Consider the following 26,005-nt stretch of genomic DNA (forward strand, 5'->3'; position numbering starts at 1 on the left):
ATTTTTGGAATACAACAGGTACTCATGAGATTGAGCAATAAAATAACCATCTGAACCTAAGTATATCCATTAAACTACTTTAAATTGATATCGCTTACATTACCAAATATCTATTATGCAGTGGGGGTGAAATTTCTGCAAGGTCTTCGATAGAAAGAAGTGAAGATGGGAGCTGTCATAAAGTACTTTTGATTTTATCAAGTTTATTTGATCGGAGTGAATCAGATATGAAGTCAGAAACTGCTAAAACCACGCTTACGATGACCTCATTACGCAAAGAAAGCAGGTTAAGAACAGCTGGAGCCTTACTCCGCAAAGATTGGCAGCTGTATTCACTATTAATACTTCCAGTGATCTATCTGATAATTTTTAAATACGGGCCCATGATTGGTAACGTGATTGCCTTTAGAAGATTTGTACCGGGAGGCAGCATTTTTGGTGAAACTTGGGTTGGGTTAAGGTATTTTCAGATGTTCGTACAGGACCCCACGTTCTGGAAAGTATTTGGGAACACACTCATGTTGGGCGGGCTTGCATTACTCTTCACTTTCCCGGTTCCCATTATCTTTGCTCTGCTTTTGAATGAAGTAAAAAGTAAACGCTTCAAAAAGTTCGTTCAGACTGCATCTTATCTGCCGCATTTCTTATCGATCGTTATCGTAGCTGGTATGATTTTGCAACTAACGGCAGTGAATGGATCTATTAATGGCTTGGTTGCATTCTTTACCGGAGACAACATTCCTTTTATGCAGCGCGCTGAATGGTTCAGAACAATCTATATAACCTCTGAAATTTGGCAAGGCATGGGCTGGGGAGCCATTTTGTATCTTGCCGCATTAACAACAATCGATGATTCTTTGTATGAAGCTGCACGAATTGACGGTGCGAATCGCTGGAAACAGACGATCCATGTAACCATACCAGGCATTTTGCCAACGATTGTTACATTGTTAATTCTGAATATGGGTAATTTTCTTGCTGTCGGATTTGAGAAGATTCTCCTCCTTTACAATCCGCTTATCTATGATACATCAGACGTGATTTCCACTTATCTGTATCGTGTAGGTTTGCAATCCAGCAACTTCAGTTACGCTACTGCGATTGGATTATTCGAATCACTCATCGGACTGATTTTGGTATTCTCGGTAAATGCAATTTCACGCAGACTAACACAGCGAAGCTTGTGGTAAAGGAGGGGTAACATGCAGGAATCAAAATCATACAAAGTCTTCAAAGTATTTAACACCATCTTTTTGCTGCTCGTGGTGTTCATCACACTCTATCCATTCCTGAATGTTGTAGCACAATCTTTCAGTAGTGAATCCTATATCAATTCAGGGAAAGTCAGCATCATCCCGCGAGGTTTTAATGTGGAAACCTACAAGACAATCTCGCGTGATAACATGTTCTGGACCAATTATAAAAATACGATTATCTACACTGTGGTAGGTACATTGATATCCATGTTCATGACAACCATTTTCGCGTATGCGATCTCCAAAAAGAGATTAATGGGACGCAAGTTCTGGACAATGTTTGCCGTGTTCACCATGTTTTTCAGTGGCGGATTGATTCCAAACTACGTCTTGATTAATTCCCTTGGCATGAACAATACGATGTGGGCGTTGGTTGTACCGGGAGCAATCAGTATTTATAACATGTTAATTATGAAATCATTTTTCGAGAACATGCCCGAGGAGCTGGAGGAAGCAGCAGCCATCGACGGTTTGAACACATATGGTATTTTACTTCGTATCATATTGCCGCTAAGTAAGGCTGTAATGGCTACAATGGTTCTGTTCTACGCAGTGGGACACTGGAACTCATGGTTCCCGGCATTCCTGTATCTCGACAAAAAGGAACTGTTCCCTGTGACCATCTATTTGCGCAATATGATTGCAGGTGCAACAGGAGGAGCTTCTGCTGGAGCGTCGGCTGATAATTTGACTCAAATCTCAGCTAATATCAAGTCGGTAACGATGGTACTTACGATTCTGCCTATCCTTACGATTTATCCGTTTGTGCAAAGATACTTTGTAACCGGTATCATGTTGGGATCTGTTAAGCAGTAATTCCAAGTGCATATAGTTAACATCTCTTAGACGCAAGGCCAATCTAAACCACATGCAGGGGGACAACGGAATGAAAAAGAGACCACGCAAGCTTGTAGGCAAGATGGTTTTGGCAACAATGATGAGTGTCGTTTTGGCAGCATGCAGCAGCGGAGCGGGAACCGAAAAGGCAGAACCCGAATCCAAAGGGGCTATGGAGTCCTACGGAGTGGGTGAAACGTTTAAAGCCTCAGAGCCATTCAACTTATCCATACTTTATAGTGATCAGCCAGCATATCCATACAAGAAAGATTGGTTGCTTTTCCAAAAAATCACTGAGCTGACGGGTGTGACGTTGGATCCCACCATTGTACCGATGTCTGACTATCCGCAAAAAAGATCTCTTTTGATCAGTTCGGGAGATGCACCTCTCGTAATCCCTAAAACCTATCCGGGTGAAGAATCTGCCTTCGTATCCTCTGGAGCCGTATTGCCCGTAAGTGACTATGTTGACTTGATGCCTAATTTCAAGGACAAGGTAGAGAAGTGGGGACTTGAGGATGAACTGGAGGGTCTCCGTCAGGAAGATGGGAAGTATTATGTTCTCCCTGGTTTGCATGAAGAAGTATGGCCAGACTATACACTGATTGTTAGAACGGATGTCTTCGAGGAAAACAACATTCCTATCCCAACGACATGGGATGAACTATATGATGCTGCCAAGAAGTTGAAAGAGATCTACCCAGATTCGATTCCGTTCTCGGACCGATTTGAATTTAACAGTACGTTAAATATTGCGGCTGCTGGTTTTGGAACCAAGGGCGGTTGGGGCTTCGGCAATGGTCTTACGTATAAGGAAGACAAGGATGAATTCGTATATACATCCACTACTCCTGAGTACAAAGAAATGCTGACCTACTTCAACAAAATGGTGTCAGAAGGATTGCTGGACAAGGAAAGTTTCACTCAAGATGATGATCAAGCGACACAAAAATTTGTCTCTGGCAAGTCGTTTATCATTAACGGTAACTCTCAAACGTTAGTACTGCATCGCAATGATATGAATAAAACGTTGGGTGAAGGAAAGTTCTCCATTGCTAAAATTACGGTTCCAGGTGGTCCGAAAGGACAATTAATGTCTGGATCGAGACTTGAAAACGGTGTCATGATTTCCGGTAAAATCAAAGAAAGTGAGAATTTCAAAGCCACAATGCAATTTATTGACTGGTTATACTACAGTGATGAAGGACAGGAATTCGCCAAATGGGGAGTTGAAGGAGAGACCTTCACGAAACAGGATGGGGTTCGCAAGCTTGCGGATGATGTGAACTATAATGGATTGAATCCTAAAGGTACAAAAGATCTGCGTATTGATTACGGTTTCTCTGGTGGCGTGTTTGCTTATGGTGGAACAACGGATCTGCTGCACTCCATGTTTAGTGAAGAAGAATTGAAATTCCAGCAGGACATGAAGGAGACCAAAGAAGTTATTCCGGCTGAACCGCCGATTCCGTACTCAGACATTGACCGTGAACAGGTAACATTGCTTAGTACTCCACTTAAGGACTACTCGGATCAAAATACACTTAAATTTATTCTGGGCGAACGCAGTCTTGACGAGTTCGATGCATTTGTACAGGAATTGGAAGGACAAGGGTTGTCTCAGTACCTGCAGATTTCCAACGATACGTACAAAAAGTATAAAGAGAACAAACAGCAGTAACATGATAGACAAAGTTTAATCGATTGCCGTTTCGCTGAGCTCATTTTAGTGAAACGGCAATTTATGCTAAGATAAATGAATACGGCTGAGAGGAAGAGGTTAAGGAATGTCACTTAATCAAAAGATCAGAGGTTCGACCCGGGCTTATTCATACGAGCTGATAAAGGAAAGAATTTTGCACCTTGAGCTTAAGCCTGGTACGAAGATTTCAGAGAAAGAAATAGCGGATGAACTTGAGGTTAGCAGAACACCTGTTCGCGAAGCTTTCATGAAGCTTGCTGAAGAGGAACTTCTGGATATTATCCCGCAGAGCGGAACAATCGTCTCACATATTAATCTGGAGCATGTGGAAGAAGGCAGATTTATGCGAGAAAAAATAGAAAAGGAAATTGTAGCGCTGGCGTGTGCCTCATTTGCAGAAGAATTCAAATTCAGATTGGAAACCAATATCGCCATGCAGGAAGTGTGCATGGATAAGAATAACTTCTATCGACTGTTTGAACTGGATGAGGAGTTTCATCAGATCCTGTTTCAGGGAACGGGAAAAATGAGAACGTGGAAAATGCTTCAGCAGCTTAATATTCCGTTTAATCGTCTGCGCATCCTTCGCTTGTCCGAAGACATTAATTCCGAAATTATTATCTCCCAACACAAGGAAATCTACCAGCTCATCAAGGAGCGCCAAACAGAACAAGCGATGAAGGTGATGGAAGCTCACCTTAGACTGGTCGTTGTTGAACAGGAGACGGTCAAAGCAAAGTATCCACATTATTTTATATAATCCATCTCATGTTGTATAATAATCCAAACCGCAACAAACCCCTGTTCAAAATGAACAGGGGTTTGTTGAATGAACGATATTCGTAATATAAGATTAGGCCTGCTTAATAAACGTAGGATCCGGGTATGGGTCAGCAACCCAGCCGTCTTTTTCGATAAAGAGACGGACAGCAATAATCTGTTTGTTCTCCATCAAAGTGAAGAAATGCGGCGTGTTTTCGGGTACGGAAATAACGTCTCCAGGAGACAATTCTACATTAAAGTAACCTACATCATCAGTACCTTTGATAACAAAGATCCCTTTTCCCGCAACAATGGCACGGATTTCATCTTCGGCATGTGTGTGGATTTCTTCGAACTTTGCCAATTTTTCTTCGATATCTGGCGTTTGTTCGGAGAGGGTGATGACATCCCAGATTTGATATCCGCGACGTGCAGCGAGGTCTTTGATTTCATAATCAAAGGTTTCCAAAACCTGGTTTTTCTGATCGTCAGTCAATCCAAAGTTATTTTGCAATTCAGCACTTAATTTGGATGCATCCCATTTTTCATAAAGTACTTCATATTTGTCCAAGAAATTTCGAACATTTTCGTCTCCAGTGATACGTTCGTTCGTATTTCTGATCACAATTTCAGCCATGTTCTTTCCCTCTTTTCCACTTGGTTTAATAGATATTATATCGGATGTCTACCTTTTTGTCGATTCGCAAATTCGACCCTGATCGTCTGAAACCCGCCATACAGCTGAATAAAACCGATCTTTCACAATAAGTAAGTTTCTGTTAAACTAAGATTTAACGTTTTGCGGGGGTGAAGATATTGGATAAGCTTAGTCTACATGATGCATTAAAACAACGAATATTAATCCTCGACGGTGCGATGGGGACCATGATTCAACAAGTTGATCTCACTGGTGCAGATTTTGGCGGAGATGATCTGGATGGATGTAACGAAATGTTGGTACTTACACGTCCAGAACTCATCCAGCGCATTCATGAAGAATATCTGGAAGCTGGTGCAGATTTAATCGAAACCAATACATTTGGAGCTACTTCGGTTGTATTGGCCGAATATGACATCCAGGATCGTGCTCGCGAGATTAACCTCGAAGCTGCTCGAATTGCGAGAGCTGCGGTAGATCGCTTTTCGACTCCAGATTCTCCACGTTATGTGGTAGGTGCGATGGGACCGACAACGAAGACGCTCTCGGTTACGGGTGGCGTAACGTTCCAAGAGCTCATCGACAGTTATTCCGAGCAAGCGCTCGCTTTAATTGAGGGAGGCGTTGACGCGCTGCTGCTTGAAACTTCGCAGGATACCCTTAATGTCAAAGCTGGCAGCATAGGTATCCAGCAAGCATTCGAGCAGAGCGGAATTAAGCTCCCTTTGATGATCTCAGGGACAATAGAACCGATGGGCACAACCCTTGCGGGTCAGAACATCGAATCCTTTTATATATCCCTAGAACACCTTAACCCAATTTCAGTGGGACTAAACTGTGCTACAGGCCCGGAGTTTATGCGTGACCACATTCGTTCTCTTTCCGGAATGGCTTCAGTAGCAGTCAGCTGTTATCCGAATGCGGGTCTGCCCGATGAAAATGGTAATTATCATGAATCACCTGATTCACTCGCTCAGAAAATTGGAGCATTTGCCGAACAGGGATGGTTAAACATCGCCGGAGGTTGCTGTGGTACAACTCCAGCACATATTCGGGCGATGCGTGATACGCTTGCCAAGTACCCCCCAAGAGAAATGAACGGAACACATCCGCCAGCATTATCCGGTATTGATCCGGTGTATATAGAGCAGGACAATCGTCCATATATGGTTGGTGAACGGACCAACGTGCTTGGATCTCGGAAATTCAAGCGCCTGATTGTTGAAGGGAAATATGAGGAAGCTTCCGAAATTGCACGCGCTCAGGTGAAAAATGGTGCACATGTTGTCGACGTTTGTGTGCAGGACCCGGACCGCGAAGAAGCTGAGGATATGGAAAAATTCCTCGAATTGGTCGTCAAAAAAGTAAAAGTTCCGCTGATGATTGATACAACCGACGCAAAGGTTATCGATCTTGCTCTTCAGTACTCTCAAGGTAAAGCGATAATTAACTCCATTAACCTTGAGGATGGGGAAGAGAAATTCGAGCTTGTGACTCCTCTTATCCACAAATATGGCGGAGCCGTTGTAGTTGGTACGATCGATGAACGTGGTCAAGCCATTAGTCGTGAAGATAAATTGGAGGTTGCCAAGCGTTCATACGATCTCCTGGTGAACAAATATGGATTGAAGGCTGAAGACCTGATTTTTGATACGTTGGTATTCCCTGTTGGTACCGGAGATGAGCAGTATATTGGTTCTGCCAAGGAAACCATCGAGGGGATTCGGGTTATCAAGGAAGCTATGCCTGAGTGTCATACGATTCTTGGTATCAGTAACATCTCATTTGGATTGCCAGAGGCCGGTCGGGAAGTCCTGAACTCTGTGTTTTTGTATGAATGTACGAAGGCCGGACTCGATTACGCGATTGTTAACACGGAGAAGCTGGAACGTTATGCTTCCATCCCGGAGGAAGAACGCAGATTGTCGGAAGAGCTGCTCTATAATACGAATGACGAAACACTCGCTGCATTCGTAGCGGCATTCCGGAACAAAAAGGTTGAGAAGAAAGAAAAGATTTCGAATCTTTCATTAGAAGAGCGTCTTGCCTCTTATGTTGTCGAAGGCAGCAAAGAGGGATTGTTGCCAGATCTGGAACAGGCTCTTGCCAAATACTCAGCGCTTGAAGTCATCAATGGGCCGCTCATGCAGGGAATGGAAGAAGTAGGCCGACTGTTTAACAATAACGAGCTGATCGTTGCTGAGGTTCTACAGAGTGCGGAAGTAATGAAGGCCTCAGTTGCTTATCTGGAACAATTCATGGAGAAAAATGAAACATCTGTGAAAGGCAAAATCATTCTGGCAACGGTTAAGGGTGATGTGCACGACATCGGTAAGAACCTGGTGGAGATCATCCTGTCCAATAACGGTTATCGAATCATTAATTTGGGTATAAAAGTACCACCAGAACGAATCATAGAAGCATATAGAGAAGAAAACGTGGATGCGATTGGTCTGTCCGGTTTGCTGGTCAAATCGGCACAGCAGATGATTGTCACCGCGCAAGATTTGCGTACAGCGGGTATCGACGTGCCTATCATGGTGGGCGGAGCAGCACTTACGCGCAAATTCACCAAAAACCGGATTCGTCCTGAATATGACGGAATGGTTGTATATGCAAAAGACGCCATGGACGGTCTGGATCTGGCAAACAAGCTAATGAACCCGGTTTCCCGTGAAGTCATGCAGCTGGAGATGGAGGCTGAAAAAGAAGCGGATGCGTCCAGTGCAGAAACAGTTAAACCGCTGCCGGAGCTTACGCGAGTCGAACGGTCGGATATCGCAATCGACAATCCTGTTCTCGTTCCTCCGGATCTTGAGCGGCACACGCTGCGTAATTATCCATTGTCGCACATTTTGCCGTATGTAAATATGCAGATGCTGCTTGGTCACCATCTTGGCCTTCGCGGTTCTGTGGAACAGCTGCTCGCTTCGGGTGATCCCAAAGCAACTGATCTCAAAGCGGTTGTCGACGGGATTATGCAAGAAGCAGTCCGGGATGGAATTATCCAGGCACATGCGATGTATCGCTTCTTCCCGGCTCAATCCAGCGGCAACAGCATCATCATTTACGATCCCGAAAATACAAGCAATATTCTGCATACCTTCACATTCCCGCGGCAAAAGGTTGAACCGTTCCTGTGCCTGTCGGACTTCCTGAAGCCGGTGGAATCTGGAGAAATGGATTACGTTGGATTTATGGTTGTAACTGCCGGTCACGGTGTTCGTGAACTATCTACGGCATGGAAGGAGCAAGGGGATTACCTTCGATCACATGCTCTTCAATCTGTAGCGCTCGAAGTGGCTGAGGGATTAGCAGAACGGGTGCATCATATGATGAGAGATATATGGGGCTTCCCGGATCCGGCGAACATGACCATGAAACAGCGTCATGGCGCGCGTTATCAAGGGATACGGGTGTCATTTGGATATCCGGCTTGTCCGGATTTGGAAGATCAGGGGCCACTCTTCAAGCTGATGCAGCCTGAGGACATTGGTGTGGAACTGACAGAAGGCTTCATGATGGAGCCGGAAGCTTCCGTATCTGCGATGGTGTTCAGTCACCCGCAAGCCAAATATTTTAATGTTGAAAAAGCATAATCAATAAGAGGTCAGGCAGAGCCCTCCGCATCGTCGGAGGCTTTTTGCTGGCAACAGAAAGAGGTGCAATCCGGATGGAACTATATTTCCTGGGAACTAACGCTGGTGTACCTACACTGCAGCGGAATGTAACTTCCATTGGGCTCCGCATGTTGGATGAGCGAAGAGCTTTGTGGTTGTTTGACTGCGGGGAAGGAACCCAGCACCAAATTTTAAGTTCACCGCTTAAACTGAGTAAGTTGGAGAAAATCTTCATTACCCATCTTCATGGGGACCATGTATTCGGGCTTCCCGGCCTGCTATCAAGCAGAGCTTACCAGGGAGGGACGACGCCCCTAACGGTTTATGGACCGCCTGGGACAGAACGTATGATTACAACCGTAATGGAGTTAAGTCAGTCTCGGATTAACTATGAGTTGAAGATTATTGAGCATACGGGTGGTTTGCTGTTTGAAGACGAGAGCTTCATTGTAGAGTCTGCATTACTGGAACACCGAATCGACAGCTACGGATACCGAATTACGGAGAAGGATCGTCCAGGCAGTCTCGATCAAGCCAAGCTGGCAGAGTATGGTTTGAAGCCGGGGCCTCTTTTTGGTCGTCTTAAACGTGGTGAGACGATTACCCTGGATGACGGCAGAGCTGTTCGTCCGGAGGATGTATTAGGAGCTCCCAAACGCGGCAAAGTGATAACCATTTTGGGAGATACACGACCGTGTGCGAATGTATTGCCCCTTGCTAAGCAAGCAGATGTACTTGTACATGAAGCAACATTTATGGACGATTTGGCCGATACCGCTCATGAGTACTATCATAGCACTGCTAAGCAAGCGGCCGAGGCGGCCAGAGCGGCAGATGTTGGAGAATTGATTATGACTCATTTTAGCTCTCGTTATAAGGATGATGAACAGCTGCAGCCCCTTTTGGACGAGGCAAAGGCCGTTTTTCCTAACTCCAGATTGGCGAATGAGCATCAGTTAATTCCTGTCATTCATCATCAGAATGGATCTCAGTTATAATTAAGGCAGTTGGGCTTCAAAAAAGTTTGTTTAAAGACGGCAATTCAGGCGGGACTGAAGGGGAGAGGCCCTGAGGTCCCTTTTGCAATCTGATCGGAAAGCGTGTAGGATGGGCAATATGAGCAGGGAAATGAATTAAATTATTTTCCGGGAAAGCGCAGGAAATGACAAGCTTGTACAGAAGGCGCGCGAGTCAAAACGTCTGGGTTCGATTCGGTTCGACGTGTTGCGTGCTCATACGAGCAAGCCCGTATTATTTTTTGAAATACATAGCTATGGATCAAAAAAACATCAAAATGTAATTAAGGACATGAATTGTTAATGGTCTAAAAGAAAGGAAGTGCTCTGTATGATTAAGGCCTATCTGATCGATCTGGATGGAACACTCTATCATGGCAGACATCGGATTGAAGGCGCAGACAAGCTTATTCAGACGCTGAATGAACAGGCTGTACCTTATTTATTTGTAACAAATAATTCTTCACGTACCCCGCAAGGGGTAGCAGATCACTTGAACGAAATGGGAATTCCAGCGAAAGCATCTCAAGTTTGTACTTCTGCAGTTTCTGCTGCGGAATATGTTGCTGAAGAATCTCCTGGTGCAAAGGTTGCCTGCATTGGAGAAGCTGGTTTACTTCAGGCTATCGATGAAGCAGGATTGCAGAGGACGGAAGAAAAGCCGGAATACGTCATTCAAGGCATTGACCGAGAATTTTCCTACCAAAAACTAACCAAGGCACTGCGCTGGATTAATGATGGAGCAAAATCAATCCTGACCAATCCAGATCTGCAGCTACCCTCTGATGATGGCCTGACTCCAGGAGCAGGTACGATTGGTGCTGCGATCGAAGCGGCTACAGGTGTTTCACCAACTGTAATCGGGAAGCCTTCCAGCATTATTATGAAGTCCGCGATTGACCGTTTAAATTTAAGGGCTGATGAAGTGGCTGTGATCGGGGACAATATGCGTACTGATATTGCAGCAGGAGCAGCAGCTGGATGCGAGACATTACTCGTATTAACCGGAGTCACAACGAAAGAAAATATGGACACTCATATTAGTGCGACCAAGATACGTCCTGATCATGTGTTTGATGATTTGCATAAACTGATTGAGTGGCTGTCGCAACAAGCGAGCCAAGCATCCAAGAAGGGATAGATACAGATGCCGGAACTGCCGGAAATGGAAAACTATCGGACATTATTGTCCGAAGAAATACTTGATTTACCTATTACTGGTGTTGTCGTTAATCGGGAAAAATCGATTAATAAAGAGCCAGAGGAATTTACGCGCGAACTTACAGGCAATCGTATTATTTTTGTCGAGCGCCGGGCTAAGCATCTTATTTTTCATTTGGCAAACGGTAAACGACTGGTGCTCCATCTCATGCTGGGAGGCATGATTTACTGGGGGACTGAGGCAGATCGTCCCGATCGGTCGACACAAGTTGAGATTCAATTTGGTGATCGTATCTTGTTCTTTATTGGACTTCGATTGGGTTATTTGCACCTGCTTACATCCAAGGAAACAGAAGAAGCCATGTCGGATCTTGGACCTGAGCCACTGGATCGACGCATGAATCCTGAGCGCTTTGCTTCATTGCTGAAAGGACGCCGCGGAACGCTCAAAACGACCCTGGTTAATCAGCACATTATTGCTGGTATAGGCAATTGTTACTCAGATGAAATTGCTTTTGCTGCAGGTTTGAGACCTAGTTCCAAAACACAGAACATCGCCAGTTCTCCAGAACTCACAGAGCGTTTGTTCCGATCTATGCAATCGGTGCTCCGTGAAGCAGCATCGGAGGGTGGTTATATGGAAATGCCGCTGATGCAAGGGGACACGAAAACAGGAAGTTTTGATGAGCAATGCCGGGTATATGATCGCGAAGGGGAAAGCTGTCCACGTTGTGGAGGCACGATTGAACGAGTGGAAATTACGGGGAAGAAGGCTTTCTTCTGTCCGAATTGTCAGCATGAGGCCTAATTACGGAATCGGCGCACACGTCAGCACGAGAGGAGGATTTTTACAAGCAGCCAAGAGGGCATATGAGATGGGGGCAACGGCATTTCAATATTTTCCGAAGAACCCCCGGAGCCTTGGCTTGAAAGATCCTGACCTTAAAAATGCTGAATTGTGCCGGGAGTGGTGTGAGGAGCATGGCATTGCGTCCATTGCACACTCACCCTATCCGACGAATCCGGCTTTGGGCATGACCCGAGGAGAGGCGGGGTTTCATGCTACCGTAGCTTCCATAAGGAATGATCTGCATATAGCAGACGCGTGCGGTTCAGTAGGAACGGTAGTTCATTTTGGTCATCTTAAGAGTGATCAGCCGCTTGAAGGGTATCAGAATCTTATCCATTGTCTGGATACGGTTTTGGAAGACTGGAATGGACAGGCAAAGATCTTGCTCGAAAATCAGGCAGGTGACCACGGTCCAATGGGCACGACCATGGAAGAAATGATTCAGATTCGCAAGCTGAGCCAATATCCGGAGCATATTGCTTTTTGTTTTGACACATGTCATGCTTTTGCTTCAGGGATGTGGCACAGCAATAGTGAACGGGATATGGTTCAAAAAGGCAGACAGCTCGGGTACTGGGATGCACTTGCTGCTGTGCATTTTAATGACTCCAAATATGCTTCGGGCTCGTGCAAGGATCGACATGCGCGAATCGGTCAAGGATTTATAGGAAGCAAAGCGATGCAAGAATTGTTGAGTTCACCTGAGTTCCAACGGGCTGTCGTTGTGTTGGAAACCGAGACAGGTGAGGATGGGACGCACAAAGAGGATATTGAGGTCATGCGTTCCTGGTTGTAAACGGGGAGAGGAGTGGTTGTATGCATGTTTTCTTGGATGATTACCGGTCATGTCCCAAGGGATTTGTCCTGGCTACCAATGCTGAAGAATGTCTGATGCTGCTCAGGGAAGGTGACGTGGATATCCTGTCCCTGGATTATGAATTGGGTCCGGATTCTCCAAATGGTGGAGAAGTTGCGGCAGCCATTGTACGGGAAGGGCTGTTTCCGCGCGAAATCTATTTACACACATCCAGCATGTATGGCAAACGTCAGATGTACGAATTGTTATATACCAATAAACCTGACACTGTAAAGGTACACAACGGTCCGATGACAGGTGAGGTTATGCTTCGGGTTGCTGCGGGAGAGCTCAGCTGATGAAGCCCATTCATACGAAGCTTTTGATGCGCGGTGTGTGGGAAGGTATTCCTCAAGCTGTATTTATCTACACCCCTTTATGCGGTACTTGTGCTGCAGCGAGAAGAATGCTGGAAATCGCGGAGCATTTGCTGCCTGAGAACACATTATTTGAAATGAATATTCATGATATTCCGGATCTTGTGCAGCAGTTTAAAATTTCAAGCGTACCTGCAGTGATGCTCTTTGATGGTGAGCAGGACGTACCTAAAATGATTTATCGAATGTCCTCGGTGGAGCACCTGCTAAATGAAATTCGAAAGGCGGTCCTAAAATGAGGATTATTTCGATGGAGCATGTTTCTCTTCGCCGTGAGGATAATCAGATCCTGGATGACGTTCATCTGCATATTGAGCAGGGCGAGCATTGGGTCATTCTGGGACGTAACGGTTCAGGAAAAACAACGCTGCTGGAAATGATGAATGGATATATGTTCCCCAGTCAAGGGCGTATTGAGGTGCTGGGGAACTTATATGGGCAATGTGACGTTCGTGAAGTCAGAAAAGAGATAGGTTACATCAGTCAAACGCTGATTGAAAAACTGACACTGCGAGATCCGGTCTGGGAGGTCGTTGCGACAGGTGCATTTGCCTTTTTGCGTTTTTATCAGACCATTCCCGATGAAGTGAAGACCAGAGCCTTGAATCTTCTGGATGACATGGGCTTTGCTAAACTGGCTAACCACCCGCTGGGTACAATTTCCCAGGGCGAGCGAAAAAAAGTCATGCTGGCACGTTCATTGATGGCGGATCCTAAGTTATTAATTATGGACGAGCCGTGCGCTGGACTCGATCTGTATGAACGGGAAAAAATGTTGGCTGAAATCGACCGACTTCGTCAGCGCAATATAACAGTAGTATATGTAACGCATCATGTAGAAGAGATCATGCCCTTATTTACACATGTAGCATTGATTCGCGAAGGTCGTATTGCTGCAGCAGGAAACAAACATGATGTTCTGACACAGGATACAATTAAGCATACGTACGACATTCCGGTCGACATTCAGTGGGATCACGATCGACCATGGATTCGCGTACGTTCTGGAGGGTAACACAAGTTGAGTACACAGTCGTCTAGCGGAGAAGGGAACTTCTCCCGTTTTATCTGCACAGCCAATCATGGCTTTGCACCTTATGCTCAGGAAGAACTGCGCCGTACATTTGGTGCTGTTAAGAGCACGGTACTTGTACCGGGTGAAGTGCTTCTTGCGGGCTTACCGGTAACAGAAGAAGAGGTTTCGATCAAACTCCTTGAGGAAAATCCAACGTTTTTACGTCACATTCAGCCTGTACAGTTTCAGGAGAATACGGAAGATTCTGATCTGGCTATGGAGAAACTGATTGCCTTTATTACAAACCATACGGAGTTGACCGGAACCAAAGTGGCACTACAGGTCCGTAAAACGGAAGGTTCATTTTGGCTGGAGAACGCCGCTTCATTAAAGCAATGGTTGACCGAAAAGCTGGATACACTAGGCTGTGAGTGGGTTGTTCGCGATGCGGACTCTGTTATTTCTGTGTTCGCGGCAGATAATGCATTGTATGCTGGGATATCACGACCTGATCAGAACCTTTCCGACTGGAGCGGGGGAGCTGTACGCTTTCAAAAAGAGGAAGGCCAGATCTCGCGAGCCAAATTCAAGCTGCTTGAGGCAGAGCAGACGTTTGGCATTGATTTTGCATCGTTTCACAAGGCGCTTGATATTGGTGCTGCCCCTGGTGGTTGGACTTCCTTTTTGCTAGAACGAGGACTAGAAGTCACAGCAGTGGACCCGGCCAAAATGGATGCCACACTTCTGGAATCGCCCAAACTTACGTTTTTGAAAAAGAATGCAGGTGATGTACGGTTCCGTGAAGGTGAATTTGACCTGCTTGTCTGTGACATGAGCTGGAGTCCCAAGTTGATGAGCCGACTCGTTTCGGACTTGTTATACAGTCTTCAATCCGGTGGAACAGCGGTTGTTACGGTGAAACTGCTGCATAAGAAACCACTCGCGCTGATCAAGGAAGTCATTGATACGTTTGAGCGTTCACGGATGCAGATTCAACGATCCAAACAGTTGTTCCACAATCGCGAGGAAATAACACTTTATATGATTAAATATTAAGCACGTAAAGATTTTAAATTTACTACTTTACAATATCTTGTGGCGTATACTATAATGATACCAATATTAACCATAATGATTCCAAGGGAAAGCATCCCGAGGTGGACAAGTCCGGGTAACCGGACTGTTACACTTCGGTAAGCTTTCCCTTTTTTGTTATGCAGAAAGGAGGATTATACATGAGACATCCGGCGAGGCTGGAACACGGAAGCCTGCTGGGAGGACGATATCGAATCGAGTCCGTGCTGGGTACAGGTGGGATGAGTCACGTTTATAAGGCAGAAGATATGAAGTTGCCAGGTAAGACCTGGGCGATAAAAGAAAGTGTTGTTACGGTACCTTACGAGTCCAATATGGAGACGGAAGCTGCCCTTCTGACATCACTCAGGCACCCCAGATTACCACTGATTGTTGATTTTTTTGTACCGGATGAAGAGGGCTACACGTACCTGGTAATGGAATACATTGAGGGTCAGACACTGAGTGATTATCACAAGCAATGTCGCGGAAGGATACCCCTCGAACATATGACAGATTTTGTGCTCCAATTACTTGACGTGCTCAGTTATTTGCATGGTCTGAATCCAGCAGTGATCTATCGTGATCTGAAGCCATCCAACATCATGATAACCCCGGACCATGAAGTCAGGTTGATTGATTTTGGCATTGCTCGCAGCTTCAAGGCTCAGCATACAGAGGATACGGTGAAACTGGGTACGGCAGGGTTTGCTGCTCCCGAACAGTACGGTACCGGACAGACGGATGCAAGGTCGGATTTGTATGGGCTCGGAGCATTGCTGCTCTATCTCATGACGGGTGGTTCATATACAGAATGGATACAAGGCGTCGAAAGTTCCATACGCAGTGACGTACATCGCACTTACATACCGGTTGTTCGGCGATTGTTGAGACAGAACCCCGAGGAACGTTTCCAATCTGCCGATGAAGTCCGCAAGGAACTGCTTCGAAGACCTGGAATAACGGAAAGTAATGAATCGACAACATTGACAATTAGCGGTGGAACCAGAGTTATTGCTCTGACAGGTGCATCTTCCGGTGTTGGGGTTACGCATACAGCCATAGCCATTAGCCATTACCTGGAGAGACAACAGTTTAAGGTGGCAGTCATCGAGATGTCGCCGCGCTCCCAATCGTTTGCAAGGATTCAGCAAGTTGCCCAAGCTGGAAAGCCATTATCGGCAGGCAGACAGTTTGCAGTAGACGGAGTGCACTATTGGAAACAGTCCGGACGAGCAGATATTTTGTCTCTGCTGGGTGGCAGCTATCAATTCATCGTTATGGATCTGGGGAGTGGTCAGGATCAGAATCGACTGGAGGAGTTTCTGCGAGCAGACCTGCCTATTGTTGTAGGGTCAGGTGCTGAGTGGAAACAGGCAGAGATTAATGCATTTGTTCGTTCGCATCATCGTTATCCGAGAGACAAATGGATTTATTGTCTGCCGCTTGCAGCCACAGATGCTGTTCAGCGTGTACGTAGAACATTGAATACATCAAGTGTGTACGGACTTCCATTGCACATTGATCCTTTTGACAGGGATCCTCAGACAGACAAGGTATTAGCCCATATTTTGAATCATTTGATCGGGCAGCAGCCCAAGAAGCGTTCGTTTTTTGCAAGAAGAATAAAATCATGATTAGAGCAGCTTGTGAAAGGAGAGCCTTTTTTGTCCAAATTAAGAAAACAAAGCCGACAAATGATCTATGCCGGACTAACGGGTGCGGGAGCAGTAGGATTATTATTCGGGGGATATGTCATCTACAACGTGATTACAATGAATGACACCAAATCTGAAATGGAGTCCCAGTATGCTTCAGCTTACGAACAAAAAGAGGCTGAGCTGCTGCAGCAATGGAACACAGGAGCACAAGGCTGGGTAACGGTACGTGACGTTGAAGCAGGAGAACCGATCTTACCCGAGGATATTAAGCTTATCGCAGTGCCTGATGCTCAAGCGCCACGTAATTTATGGTCCAGCACCAAACAGATGGATGGGCAAGTAGCCAAAATAGAACTGAAAAAAGGAACAGCCATAACAACCGAAATGGTTTATGAAGACACGCCAGCACCGCCAGATCTAAGAAATCGTGAACTGCAGGTCGTTTTATTACCCACTTCACTTGCACAAGGCGATAATATAGACATTCGCATCCAATTTCCAACAGGTCAGGACTACATCCTTCTGTCCAAGAAGAAAGTAGAGCGTCTGAATGAAGCGACGTTGTGGATTACCATGACCGAGGAAGAGATTCTGTCGCTGTCCAGCGCAATCGTAGATGCCTATTTACATAAAGCTTCAATTTATGCACTAACGTATGTTGAGCCTCAGTTCCAGACATCTGCAATTCCAACGTACCCTGCCAATAGTGAAGTGCTGAAACTGCTTGAAAGTGACCCGAACATTGTTCGAAAGGCAGAACAGGAGTTGACGAGACAGGTACGGAGTTCCCTTGAGAGCTCTCTGGCTGCATCCATGACAGCGCCCTCCCAAAGTGTTGAGCAAGATGTTGCACAATCATCCGTATCCCATAACAGCAGACCTCGCTCTAACAATACTTCGGACGAAGTTATATGGAATGACGGATCAGGAAGCGATCAGCAGTCGACAAATGGAAACAGTCAATCCACGGAGTCTTCCGCATATACGGATGAACAGAAAAGTCTGTTGACCGGAGGAGAGTAGTAGACATTCAAAATGTAAAAATATAATGCTGATAACAACGAACTAATGCCCCGAATGAAGGAGTTGATTGTCACGTGCAAACTTGGATTTTCGCTGGATTATGTGAAAAAAATGATCTTATGTTATATCTGTGCAAAATTTTAGCCACTTCAGGCAAGCGGGTGTTACTGGTTGACGGAACCTTACAACAAAAGTATGGGTATGTGGTTGGAGAAGGACACCATTCACTGGGCATCACTGAATTTGAGGGTTTTGATATTGCCTGTCACTTTGTAACTTCGGCCGCGGTTGAGAGTCATCTGGAGGCTAGTGGAGAAGGTATGGACTCTTATGATTATGTCCTGTATGACATGGAAACCTCCCATTTCGCCTCAAGAGAATTATGGCTCACGGCTGATATTCGAGTCTGGGTGAGTGATTATGAACGTTACAATCTGGAACGAGGAAAAAGCTGGTTGAGTCGGCTCCTTGAAGAGCAATCTTTACCAACAGAGCTTTCATTTCAGCGCATTCTGATTAATGCAGTTGACTGCAAATTGGATGAACGTTACCTATGGGCCTATCTGGAAGGAAGTCCTTTTGTTTGGACAGGCGAATCTTTGATACTTCCATGGGATGAACTGACGGCTGCGGTGAAATTGGAAAATGAACATCACCGTCGGGTGCGGTTAGGGCCTTTATCACGGAGTTACAAAAAATCACTATGTCGTTTGTTCGAACAATTGACTGGATGGGAAAGTGTTCGAAGTCGCCGAGCGATCAAGGAAGCGGAAAGGATGAGAGCATGAGCAACATTTTGTTTTGGAGTCCTTTTGCAGGCTCGGGTAGTACGTCCAGTGCAGTAATTAGCGCCTACGCCATGGCACTTCAATACAGGACCCGAGTTTTATTAGTGAACACTGGTCCAGTCGGCAGTGGAATTGAAGCACCGCTTCCATCTATGGAATTAGGGCAGGCTGACAGTCTGTTCAGATTTGAAGAGGGTGGTTGGGATGCAGTAGAACGATTACATATAAGCGGAAGCCTCAATAAGCATAATTTGAAGGATTACGCGAAGCCGCTACTACGGGATAGATTAGATTTATTGACCGGAAGAATTAACCAGATGGAACGTACGCCCAAAGAACATATTGAAACGTTGAAAGCACTGCTGGAAGTGGCGAATGAGTACTACGATATGGTTTTGCTGGATGTGGACCGTGAGGGAATGGATGCGACCGATCTACTGGTTCAAGCGGATTATGTTGTAGTGAATTTGACACAAAATATGCGGGATCTGGAATTGTTTTTTGAACACATCAAACCTGATAAATTAAGTAGCCAAAACATGCATGTAGTCATCAACAAGTATGATCCGCAAGCAAGGGCAACTCTTAACAACATTCGCCGAAGTTTCGGTTACAAAGGATCCATATCCATTGTGCCTTATACGACCGCATTTCTGGATGCTGTGAATCGGAGGGATACGGCTACGTATCTGCAGCTTGAAGGATTGAGTAACAATAGAGATTTTCGAAAAGGGAGCATGGCCGCCAGTATGGCTGAACTTGCTCGCCTGATTATGGACGGTGCAGGTATACGTACTGTTCTGAAAAGGCTGGAAAGGGGAGCCTGAACCTCCAATGCTCTGGAATACGATAGGGATCAGTTTTATTGTGATAGCTGTTTTGACATACATCTGGATCAAAACAAAATCATTCCATCGGCAAAAAAATGCAGGAACTCCTGAACGCGAGGCATTTACGATTGAAATGCTAACTGAACAGGTGAAGAACTCGCTGCATGAAATAAGTCATAGTCAGCTTGCTGATATCGGTCTTCATGAAGAAGAATATCGCAGGAGAATCAATCAGCGGGCCGAGATGAGAAAAGCGCTGAAAGGCTGTGTCTCTGGCAGCATAAGTGACAAAACCTATGTAAAGAACCTGATTGCTGACTTACTCACTCGAAACATAGGTCTGAATAAAACCAATGTGGATGAAGTCATCCTTTTTGCGGAACCCGATCTATTATCCGTTCAAGACCAATTTGAAATTGTCTTTTACCTATACCGACAGCAGTTCGGCGTCGATGCCTTGTCACGTTTGATTGACACTTACGACCTGGGCAGACTCCGATTGGAGGATGGTGCTGAGGATGGCGGTGGATATTATGTTTCCGAGGAAGATATCCGGTATGTATTTGAATGCGAATACCGTGAACTTGGATTTAGAGAAAAAACGGATATTATCGTCCAGCGGATATACCAACATTACAAAGGTTTCTCGGTTGTAGATGAAATCAGAGACCAGCGAATTGACGGGGTTAGCGGTGGAGTTAGCGGTATGCTGGATGCCATGCAGGATATCGGAATTAAGCACCCGGCTTCCTGGAATGATTTGTTGGAAGACGGCTTAGAGGATACACCCATTGAAGTTCCGCTAAGTGGTATGGAAAGTGTCTGGATTTTTTACAAAGGGAAGTCGATCCATCTTTCATTTTTATCGTTTGGCAGTACACGCGAGCTGAAGAGGGTTTGTCAGAATATTTATAAATATAATTATCCTGGTCAGTTATCTGAAGCGAATGGATATAAGGTTAACGAAATGAAGGATGGCTCACGTGTAGTTGTGGTACGGCCTCCTTTTGCAGAATCATGGGCGTTTTTTGTCCGGAAATTCGATATTCCCAATGCGTCGCTTGAGCAATTAATAACCGGCAGCAATGCCGAACTGCCAATCACATTGCTGCAGTACCTCATGAAAGGAAGCCGTATTACAGCTGTGACTGGTGCTCAGGGCTCTGGTAAAACGACGCTGCTAATGGCGATGGTCAAGCATATTTATGCTTCTTACACCCTGCGTGTACAAGAAATGGCATTCGAGCTGCAGCTGCGTCGAATCTACAGTCGTCGTAATATTTTGAGCTTTCGGGAGACGGAACATATTTCAGGTCAACAAGGACTGGATTTGCAGAAAAAAACAGATGGTACCGTCAACATACTGGGAGAGGTTGCGAGTGATGAGGTTGCTGCCTGGATGATTCAAATGTCACAGGTGGCGAGTTTGTTCACTCTGTTTACCCACCATGCCAAGACATTCCGGGATCTGGTATTCTCGCTCCGCAACTCTTTGCTCAAAACAGGCATGTTTCAACATGAGCACATTGCTGAGGAACAGGTCGTGAGTGTCATCAATTTTGATGTTCACATGAAAAAGGATCCCGAAGGACGCAGATACATAGAGCGAATTACAGAGTGCTTGCCTCGTGCTGATCAGGTGGACAGTGTGGAAGAACGGGCAGGGTTTGCTTTTCGTAATGTCATTGAATACAAGGATGGCGAATATGTGGTAACTGCTCCCCTGTCACCAAGCTGCATCATGGATATGCGGGACCAAATGACATTGCACGATGCATCACAGTTTGAACGGTTTATTGAGCGGCACTGGGGTGATATGCATGACAACTAAATCGTGGCTTATCCTTTTGCTGGGTATATGTATCTCCGGGCTCGTGATTACGCTCCTGACTCTCCAATTCTGTCAAAAGAGGGGGAAGGGCTTAAGCGGTAGAGTTCCTGGAGCAACAACTCCTGTTGCCAATCGAACGGTCCGGGTGAGGTCATTTCTGCTGCAGTCCTATCGCTGGGGTATGAGAGTGCCGATTTTGGCATCTTACATCTATTTTATTCAGAAACGGATCTCATTCAGACATGTTGGAGATGAAGCCTCTTTACGACGCATGACCATGACTGTTGTTCTGATTGTTGCGGGAGGGTACGGAAGTATTAGTATCGTGCTGTTCTTCATGCAACCAGGGATTGCTTTCGTCATTTTGTCTGTACTTTGCGCTGTCGTAATCCATAGTCTTGTTGTGGACTTGTGGCTGAATCGCACAGAGAAACGGCTGCTGGTCCAAATGTTGGATCTGTTTGCGGACGTGCGACATCGATACCACCAGCATGGAATGATCGAAGAAGCACTCTATGAAGCTGGAGAAGCTGGTGTGGGCGAAGCAGCTGATCAGGTATTGCTAATCTATGAGGCACTGACTTCACCAGATCCCAATGAAGCGTTGGAGAGGTATTACGAGATAGCCCCCAATCGCTTTCTGAAGGCTTTTGCTGGCATCTCCTATATGGTGATGGAGTTTGGGGACAAGGATAGGGCTCAAGGTTCAATATACCTGAAAGGTTTGGGAAACCTGACTCAGGAAATTCATTTGGAAATTTTGCGGCGTGACAAGTTGGATTACCTTTTAAAAGGATTGAATATGATTGCGCTGGCTCCGGTATTATTTACGGCTCCCATTGAACGCTGGGCAAGAGGCAGTTTCCCGACCATGGATGAGTTTTACCGCAGCAAGCTTGGTTTTATAACCAAAATATCCATCTATATCATCATTATTTTGGCCTACTTGCTGTTGCAGAGACTTCAGCATTACGATGAAACGCGATTCCGATCAGGACACAAACCTTCCATCATGGACCGTTTTTTGTATAACCAAAAATTCATTCGCAAATTGGCAATGTTGTTTGCTGCCAAACCAGGAAGTACAAATTATACCCAGACTGTAAGGTTGATGAGGGAGAGCAGCGCTGAAATAAAATACGAGTGGCTGGCGATCCGCAGACTGATGTTATTTGTGTGCTCCTTTGCACTGGCTATCGGTTGTATATTACTGCTTCATCATATTGAACGAAATCATGTTTTATACGATCCGGTGAGAGATGACCGCATGTTTGGAGCGATGGCCGAAGCGGAACTGAATCAGGCTGCCGAAAAAACAGCTTTGGACCGAGAGGTAATGGAGCAGTTAGGCATGAAACGTGGAACTAGTTATGATGACGTGTTTAACATGTTACAACAGGTTTCCTCCATGCCACTAGACTCTGATACACAAACTGAAACGAGTCTGCGCATTATTCGAAAGCTCGAAATATACAACAAGCAGTATTTGCACTGGTGGGAGCTGCTGATTGCCATTTTTATCGGCGCGGCTGGATATTACATGCCCATATGGCTCATGATGTTCCAGCGTAAAATGCGAAGCATGGACATGAAGCATGAAATTTACCAATATCAGACGGTGATCTCCATTTTGCGTGAGATGGACCGGATGTCCGTCGAAGAGATTTTGGAATGGCTTAATCGCTTTGCCGTCATTTTCAAACGACCACTTCAAAAATGTCTGCTGCACTTTGAACATGGACCAGAAAATGCACTTGAGCAGCTGAAAGAGGATGCAGGATTGCCTGAGTTTCAGCGTTTGGTAGACAAACTGCAGCTTGCACTCGGTAAAATATCGATTCGTGAAGCGTTTGATGATCTGGACAGCATGATGGCTTTTTATTTTGATCAGCGGAAGCAGGAGTATACCAGAATGATAGATGTAAAAGCCTCATGGGGCAGAATGATTGGCTTTGCACCTATGTATGCCCTTATTTTCCTCTATCTGGTGATCCCGCTTGTGGGTATGAGCTTCCTGCAAATGAACATTTATTATGAACAAATTCAGAAACTGTAGCGGTTCAGATTAAACCCGTTCAGTCTGATATACATTTATTTATCAAAACCTAGGAGGATTTAACATGAACAATGCTTCAAGTGCTTTAAAGGTAGCAGCAGGGATCTTTTTGACGATTGCCCTTATTACGATTGTGGTGCTGCTGTTTATTTCGGCTCAGGAGGCGACCAAAACGGCGCAGAACAATTTTGCGGATATCCAGACGGAATTGTCTCAGGCAGCATTTACGGTGTATGACGGGACAACGATCAGTGGCTCCCAAGTTACTAACGCACTGCGTAAGTATGCGGACAAGGATCAATTTGGTATTCAGGTCATTACAGGGAAAAACAAGGGTGGTCAGTGGTATGGCAATGAGTTGAACATTTCTCAGGATATTAATAATGCGGACTACGGTTCAGTTGTTGCTCCAGATAACAAAGTGGGCAGTATTAATCAGACCATGAGCGAAAAGGACAATCAATACGTTAATCCAAGTGGAAAGTTCAAGGCCGTAATCGTTAAAGACAAATCAAATGTGGTGAGAGGACTAATCTTCCAGCAATCCTGACAGGAGTTGGTTTTCATTGTCCCGGAATACACAGCAGCTCATGTTGTTTTGCACCGCCATTGTCCTGTTTGTAACAGCCTGTCTGTATGGACAACAAAGCGTTAGCGTATTGGACAGTGCTTTGAGTTCAAGCGTACACACGAATGAAGACATGGAAGGACGAATAAATACGACATTAAGAATAAGCAAACCCCTTCGTTACAGCGGAGCTGAGGTGTTACATACGGTTAGACAAATGACGGGTACAGCAGTCGAAGTGCAGGTTGACGGGAAAACGTATACGATAGACCCACTTATCTACCGAAGTGCGACCATACCTGTTCACGTGTCTGCTTCCTATAAACCGGAGTTTATAAGAAATGATAGCGGGGAATTGCTTCGAATTGCATTTTGGAAGGAGGCCAGTATCAATTGATAAATGCTGTATCCAAGCTGCTAGCAGTTATGCTGGCAGTACTTCTGCTATATGTATATCCGGCTGCAGAAACGGCAGATCGACAAGATGATATAGCGCGAATGACCACTTATCAGACGGTTACCCGTTTTGTGGATTCGGTCAGAACGAAAGGTTACATTTCTCCTGGGATGTATGCCGAATTTGAAGAACAGCTGGCGCGAACAGGCAATGTTTACGAGATTACCATGGAGCATCTGCACAAAAAATATGTTCCTCACTACATCGATCCGATGGATCAAGGTACATTTACAGGATCGTATGAGACGGTACAGGATGCCTATTACTCAGCACAAATCTTAGAAAAAATGTTTCCTGTCTCGGACAAGTATGCAGCCGATGATCCGCCTCGTAGATACACACTGACCATGGGTGACTTCTTCACGATTACACTTAAAAATACCAATCGGACACCAGCCATGCTGATTCGCGAGTGGCTGAATGGTACGGCTCCTGCGGCAGCAGTGTTTACGACTTATGGAGGCATGGTTCTGAATGAAGATTACTGATTTGTCCATTGTGTTTGTTCTAATATTTCTACCCTTTTTTTGGATGATTTCTCGGCATACCCTTAATGCGGATGAAGCTCATCTTCTAAATCAAAGGTATAGATCGGCCCTCCAAACAGCTGTATTGGACGCGGGAAATGTAATGCACCAGAATGAGAAGCAAAACAGTGAGGCAGGCTATGATTCCACCAAATTCGTAAAGGCAGATAAGGAACTGGCGCTTCAGACATTCACTCAGACGATGGCCTTGAATATGGGCATACATGATGATCCTAATGCGATACATGCATTGTTTGATTATATACCAGCCATAGTCGTACTAGATTACGATGGTTATTATATCTTAGCTAAGGAAGGGGAGATGACTGGTGAGACTGATGATTCGTACCGCCAGGTATGGAGTCCTAAAATGCCCTATACATATTCAGATTCAGACGGAAGCAGCATTAATTTTACACTCGACGGTTATGTATATGCTTATGATGCCGTTCAGGGGAAATGGATTGAAGGTTTTCAAAGAGAACTCGCTTCAACTAGTGGAATTCCCTTGCTGCAAAATTCAGATTCGTTTGAGCAGGTCAGACAAACTCGCATTGTCATGAGCGTACAGGAGAATCTCGCCGAAGTCATTAATCGGCATAATGAGTTTGCAAGAAGAAACGGGATATCCTATACGTTTACGCTGCCTCTTATTTCTCAGGAGGATTGGTACAATACGATTAATGATACGGGGATCATGGCCTTTATTCAGGGCTTGCCTGTAGGGAGCCAGAAGGTAAACACCTATGCCATCGGTGGAGGAAGGCTGGTTAAAAGAACAGCAGTCATTGGAGGGATAGAACCTTCTACCAGCATAAAGTATTATTATCCAGCAACTTGTAAGAATAACTTCCGAGCTGAAGAAGTTTTTACCGATGCGAAGCAGGCCGCGGCGGCGGGGTATTTTGAGGGGAATTGTTACATTAACAAGGTTGTTCACTAAGTAAGACTGCTTCGCCTACTACATTGCTTTCAGAAAAGGCAGGTCCTGTGCTAAAATAGGGTTTCAGTTCAGAACTTGACCGGTATCAACTATACCGAATAAAAAGTAATGTTAAATAGATAGGAGCAACCTCATCT

The 26,005-nt window shown here is 45.2% G+C and carries 24 protein-coding genes; 23 read left to right on the forward strand and 1 reads right to left on the reverse strand.

What is annotated here, in order from left to right:
* Positions 1 to 260: 260 nt before the first annotated feature.
* The 4 genes from CHI14_RS00410 to CHI14_RS00425 all read left to right on the forward strand — a co-directional run bounded on the left by CHI14_RS00410 (position 261) and on the right by CHI14_RS00425 (position 4,555).
* Positions 261 to 1,190, forward strand: coding sequence for an ABC transporter permease (locus CHI14_RS00410; protein WP_481856376.1), 930 nt, complete (start codon positions 261 to 263; stop codon positions 1,188 to 1,190).
* Between the two features lie 12 nt (positions 1,191 to 1,202).
* Positions 1,203 to 2,072: a carbohydrate ABC transporter permease gene (locus tag CHI14_RS00415; RefSeq protein WP_095286444.1), complete on the forward strand. Its 870-nt coding sequence runs from the start codon at positions 1,203 to 1,205 to the stop codon at positions 2,070 to 2,072.
* A 70-nt stretch (positions 2,073 to 2,142) separates the two neighbouring features.
* Positions 2,143 to 3,774 carry an ABC transporter substrate-binding protein gene (locus CHI14_RS00420; RefSeq protein ID WP_095286445.1) on the forward strand — a complete coding sequence of 544 codons (1,632 nt, stop codon included), beginning with the start codon at positions 2,143 to 2,145 and terminating at the stop codon, positions 3,772 to 3,774.
* Positions 3,775 to 3,880: 106 nt separating this feature from the next.
* Positions 3,881 to 4,555: a GntR family transcriptional regulator gene (locus CHI14_RS00425; RefSeq protein WP_095286446.1), complete on the forward strand. Its 675-nt coding sequence runs from the start codon at positions 3,881 to 3,883 to the stop codon at positions 4,553 to 4,555.
* 93 nt (positions 4,556 to 4,648) lie between these two features.
* Here CHI14_RS00425 and CHI14_RS00430 read toward each other — a convergent pair whose 3' ends face one another.
* Positions 4,649 to 5,194, reverse strand: coding sequence for a cupin domain-containing protein (locus CHI14_RS00430; protein ID WP_095286447.1), 546 nt, complete (start codon positions 5,192 to 5,194; stop codon positions 4,649 to 4,651).
* 179 nt (positions 5,195 to 5,373) lie between these two features.
* Between CHI14_RS00430 and metH the strand changes: the two genes are divergently transcribed.
* The 19 genes from metH (at position 5,374) to CHI14_RS00525 (ending at position 25,868) form a co-directional block, all read left to right on the forward strand.
* Positions 5,374 to 8,814 (forward strand): methionine synthase, encoded by a 3,441-nt coding sequence (metH, locus tag CHI14_RS00435; RefSeq protein ID WP_095286448.1) that lies wholly within the window; start codon positions 5,374 to 5,376, stop codon positions 8,812 to 8,814.
* A gap of 74 nt (positions 8,815 to 8,888) precedes the next feature.
* Positions 8,889 to 9,833: a ribonuclease Z gene (gene rnz / locus CHI14_RS00440; RefSeq protein ID WP_095286449.1), complete on the forward strand. Its 945-nt coding sequence runs from the start codon at positions 8,889 to 8,891 to the stop codon at positions 9,831 to 9,833.
* A gap of 349 nt (positions 9,834 to 10,182) precedes the next feature.
* On the forward strand, positions 10,183 to 10,992 hold the full coding sequence (locus CHI14_RS00445; protein WP_095286450.1) for a TIGR01457 family HAD-type hydrolase: 810 nt from the start codon (positions 10,183 to 10,185) through the stop codon (positions 10,990 to 10,992).
* Positions 10,993 to 10,998: 6 nt separating this feature from the next.
* Positions 10,999 to 11,820, forward strand: a complete 822-nt coding sequence (locus tag CHI14_RS00450; protein WP_095286451.1) for an Fpg/Nei family DNA glycosylase — start codon at positions 10,999 to 11,001, stop codon at positions 11,818 to 11,820.
* Complete coding sequence (locus tag CHI14_RS00455) at positions 11,810 to 12,658, forward strand: deoxyribonuclease IV (protein ID WP_095286452.1); 849 nt, start codon at positions 11,810 to 11,812, stop codon at positions 12,656 to 12,658. Before CHI14_RS00450 ends, CHI14_RS00455 begins: the two co-directional genes overlap by 11 nt.
* A 20-nt stretch (positions 12,659 to 12,678) precedes the next feature.
* Entirely contained in the window at positions 12,679 to 13,017 is a 339-nt protein-coding gene (locus CHI14_RS00460; protein ID WP_095286453.1) for a cyclic-phosphate processing receiver domain-containing protein, read from the forward strand.
* On the forward strand, positions 13,017 to 13,334 hold the full coding sequence (locus CHI14_RS00465; protein WP_095286454.1) for a thioredoxin family protein: 318 nt from the start codon (positions 13,017 to 13,019) through the stop codon (positions 13,332 to 13,334). Before CHI14_RS00460 ends, CHI14_RS00465 begins: the two co-directional genes overlap by 1 nt.
* Before the next feature lie 2 nt (positions 13,335 to 13,336).
* Positions 13,337 to 14,110: an ABC transporter ATP-binding protein gene (locus CHI14_RS00470; protein WP_095286670.1), complete on the forward strand. Its 774-nt coding sequence runs from the start codon at positions 13,337 to 13,339 to the stop codon at positions 14,108 to 14,110.
* A gap of 6 nt (positions 14,111 to 14,116) precedes the next feature.
* On the forward strand, positions 14,117 to 15,166 hold the full coding sequence (locus CHI14_RS00475) for an SAM-dependent methyltransferase (protein ID WP_095286455.1): 1,050 nt from the start codon (positions 14,117 to 14,119) through the stop codon (positions 15,164 to 15,166).
* A gap of 179 nt (positions 15,167 to 15,345) precedes the next feature.
* Positions 15,346 to 16,821 carry a serine/threonine protein kinase gene (locus CHI14_RS00480; protein WP_095286456.1) on the forward strand — a complete coding sequence of 492 codons (1,476 nt, stop codon included), beginning with the start codon at positions 15,346 to 15,348 and terminating at the stop codon, positions 16,819 to 16,821.
* A 30-nt stretch (positions 16,822 to 16,851) separates the two neighbouring features.
* A complete protein-coding gene (locus CHI14_RS00485) occupies positions 16,852 to 17,868 on the forward strand; it encodes an SAF domain-containing protein (protein WP_095286457.1) in 1,017 nt (338 codons plus the stop codon).
* Positions 17,869 to 17,942: 74 nt separating this feature from the next.
* Entirely contained in the window at positions 17,943 to 18,656 is a 714-nt protein-coding gene (locus CHI14_RS00490) for a hypothetical protein (RefSeq protein WP_095286458.1), read from the forward strand.
* Positions 18,653 to 19,483, forward strand: a complete 831-nt coding sequence (locus CHI14_RS00495) for a CpaE/TadZ family protein (RefSeq protein ID WP_095286459.1) — start codon at positions 18,653 to 18,655, stop codon at positions 19,481 to 19,483. Before CHI14_RS00490 ends, CHI14_RS00495 begins: the two co-directional genes overlap by 4 nt.
* 7 nt (positions 19,484 to 19,490) lie before the next feature.
* Entirely contained in the window at positions 19,491 to 21,317 is a 1,827-nt protein-coding gene (locus tag CHI14_RS00500; RefSeq protein ID WP_095286460.1) for an ATPase, T2SS/T4P/T4SS family, read from the forward strand.
* Entirely contained in the window at positions 21,307 to 23,373 is a 2,067-nt protein-coding gene (locus tag CHI14_RS00505; RefSeq protein ID WP_095286461.1) for a hypothetical protein, read from the forward strand. The genes CHI14_RS00500 and CHI14_RS00505 overlap by 11 nt, the downstream gene beginning before the upstream one ends.
* Before the next feature lie 64 nt (positions 23,374 to 23,437).
* The gene (locus CHI14_RS00510) at positions 23,438 to 23,923 is read left to right on the forward strand and encodes an ABC transporter permease (protein ID WP_095286462.1); all 486 of its coding nucleotides are present in this window, start codon (positions 23,438 to 23,440) and stop codon (positions 23,921 to 23,923) included.
* A 16-nt stretch (positions 23,924 to 23,939) separates the two neighbouring features.
* Positions 23,940 to 24,338: a hypothetical protein gene (locus tag CHI14_RS00515; RefSeq protein WP_095286463.1), complete on the forward strand. Its 399-nt coding sequence runs from the start codon at positions 23,940 to 23,942 to the stop codon at positions 24,336 to 24,338.
* Positions 24,335 to 24,886: a hypothetical protein gene (locus CHI14_RS00520; protein WP_095286464.1), complete on the forward strand. Its 552-nt coding sequence runs from the start codon at positions 24,335 to 24,337 to the stop codon at positions 24,884 to 24,886. Before CHI14_RS00515 ends, CHI14_RS00520 begins: the two co-directional genes overlap by 4 nt.
* Positions 24,873 to 25,868, forward strand: a complete 996-nt coding sequence (locus CHI14_RS00525) for a hypothetical protein (RefSeq protein WP_095286465.1) — start codon at positions 24,873 to 24,875, stop codon at positions 25,866 to 25,868. The genes CHI14_RS00520 and CHI14_RS00525 overlap by 14 nt, the downstream gene beginning before the upstream one ends.
* Positions 25,869 to 26,005 lie beyond the last annotated feature (137 nt).

The organism is Paenibacillus sp. 7516, from assembly GCF_002272715.1.
Lineage (GTDB): Bacteria > Bacillota > Bacilli > Paenibacillales > Paenibacillaceae > Paenibacillus > Paenibacillus illinoisensis_A.

Bases quoted from the DNA above. Each gene is read 5' to 3' on its own strand.
- CHI14_RS00410 (WP_481856376.1), top strand. From the start codon at position 261: ATGACCTCATTACGCAAAGAAAGCAGGTTAAGAACAGCTGGAGCCTTA.
- CHI14_RS00415 (WP_095286444.1), top strand. From the start codon at position 1,203: ATGCAGGAATCAAAATCATACAAAGTCTTCAAAGTATTTAACACCATC.
- CHI14_RS00420 (WP_095286445.1), top strand. From the start codon at position 2,143: ATGAAAAAGAGACCACGCAAGCTTGTAGGCAAGATGGTTTTGGCAACA.
- CHI14_RS00425 (WP_095286446.1), top strand. From the start codon at position 3,881: ATGTCACTTAATCAAAAGATCAGAGGTTCGACCCGGGCTTATTCATAC.
- CHI14_RS00430 (WP_095286447.1), bottom strand. From the start codon at position 5,194: ATGGCTGAAATTGTGATCAGAAATACGAACGAACGTATCACTGGAGAC.
- rnz (WP_095286449.1), top strand. From the start codon at position 8,889: ATGGAACTATATTTCCTGGGAACTAACGCTGGTGTACCTACACTGCAG.
- CHI14_RS00445 (WP_095286450.1), top strand. From the start codon at position 10,183: ATGATTAAGGCCTATCTGATCGATCTGGATGGAACACTCTATCATGGC.
- CHI14_RS00450 (WP_095286451.1), top strand. From the start codon at position 10,999: ATGCCGGAACTGCCGGAAATGGAAAACTATCGGACATTATTGTCCGAA.
- CHI14_RS00455 (WP_095286452.1), top strand. From the start codon at position 11,810: ATGAGGCCTAATTACGGAATCGGCGCACACGTCAGCACGAGAGGAGGA.
- CHI14_RS00460 (WP_095286453.1), top strand. From the start codon at position 12,679: ATGCATGTTTTCTTGGATGATTACCGGTCATGTCCCAAGGGATTTGTC.
- CHI14_RS00465 (WP_095286454.1), top strand. From the start codon at position 13,017: ATGAAGCCCATTCATACGAAGCTTTTGATGCGCGGTGTGTGGGAAGGT.
- CHI14_RS00480 (WP_095286456.1), top strand. From the start codon at position 15,346: ATGAGACATCCGGCGAGGCTGGAACACGGAAGCCTGCTGGGAGGACGA.
- CHI14_RS00495 (WP_095286459.1), top strand. From the start codon at position 18,653: ATGAGCAACATTTTGTTTTGGAGTCCTTTTGCAGGCTCGGGTAGTACG.
- CHI14_RS00500 (WP_095286460.1), top strand. From the start codon at position 19,491: ATGCTCTGGAATACGATAGGGATCAGTTTTATTGTGATAGCTGTTTTG.
- CHI14_RS00505 (WP_095286461.1), top strand. From the start codon at position 21,307: ATGACAACTAAATCGTGGCTTATCCTTTTGCTGGGTATATGTATCTCC.
- CHI14_RS00510 (WP_095286462.1), top strand. From the start codon at position 23,438: ATGAACAATGCTTCAAGTGCTTTAAAGGTAGCAGCAGGGATCTTTTTG.
- CHI14_RS00525 (WP_095286465.1), top strand. From the start codon at position 24,873: ATGAAGATTACTGATTTGTCCATTGTGTTTGTTCTAATATTTCTACCC.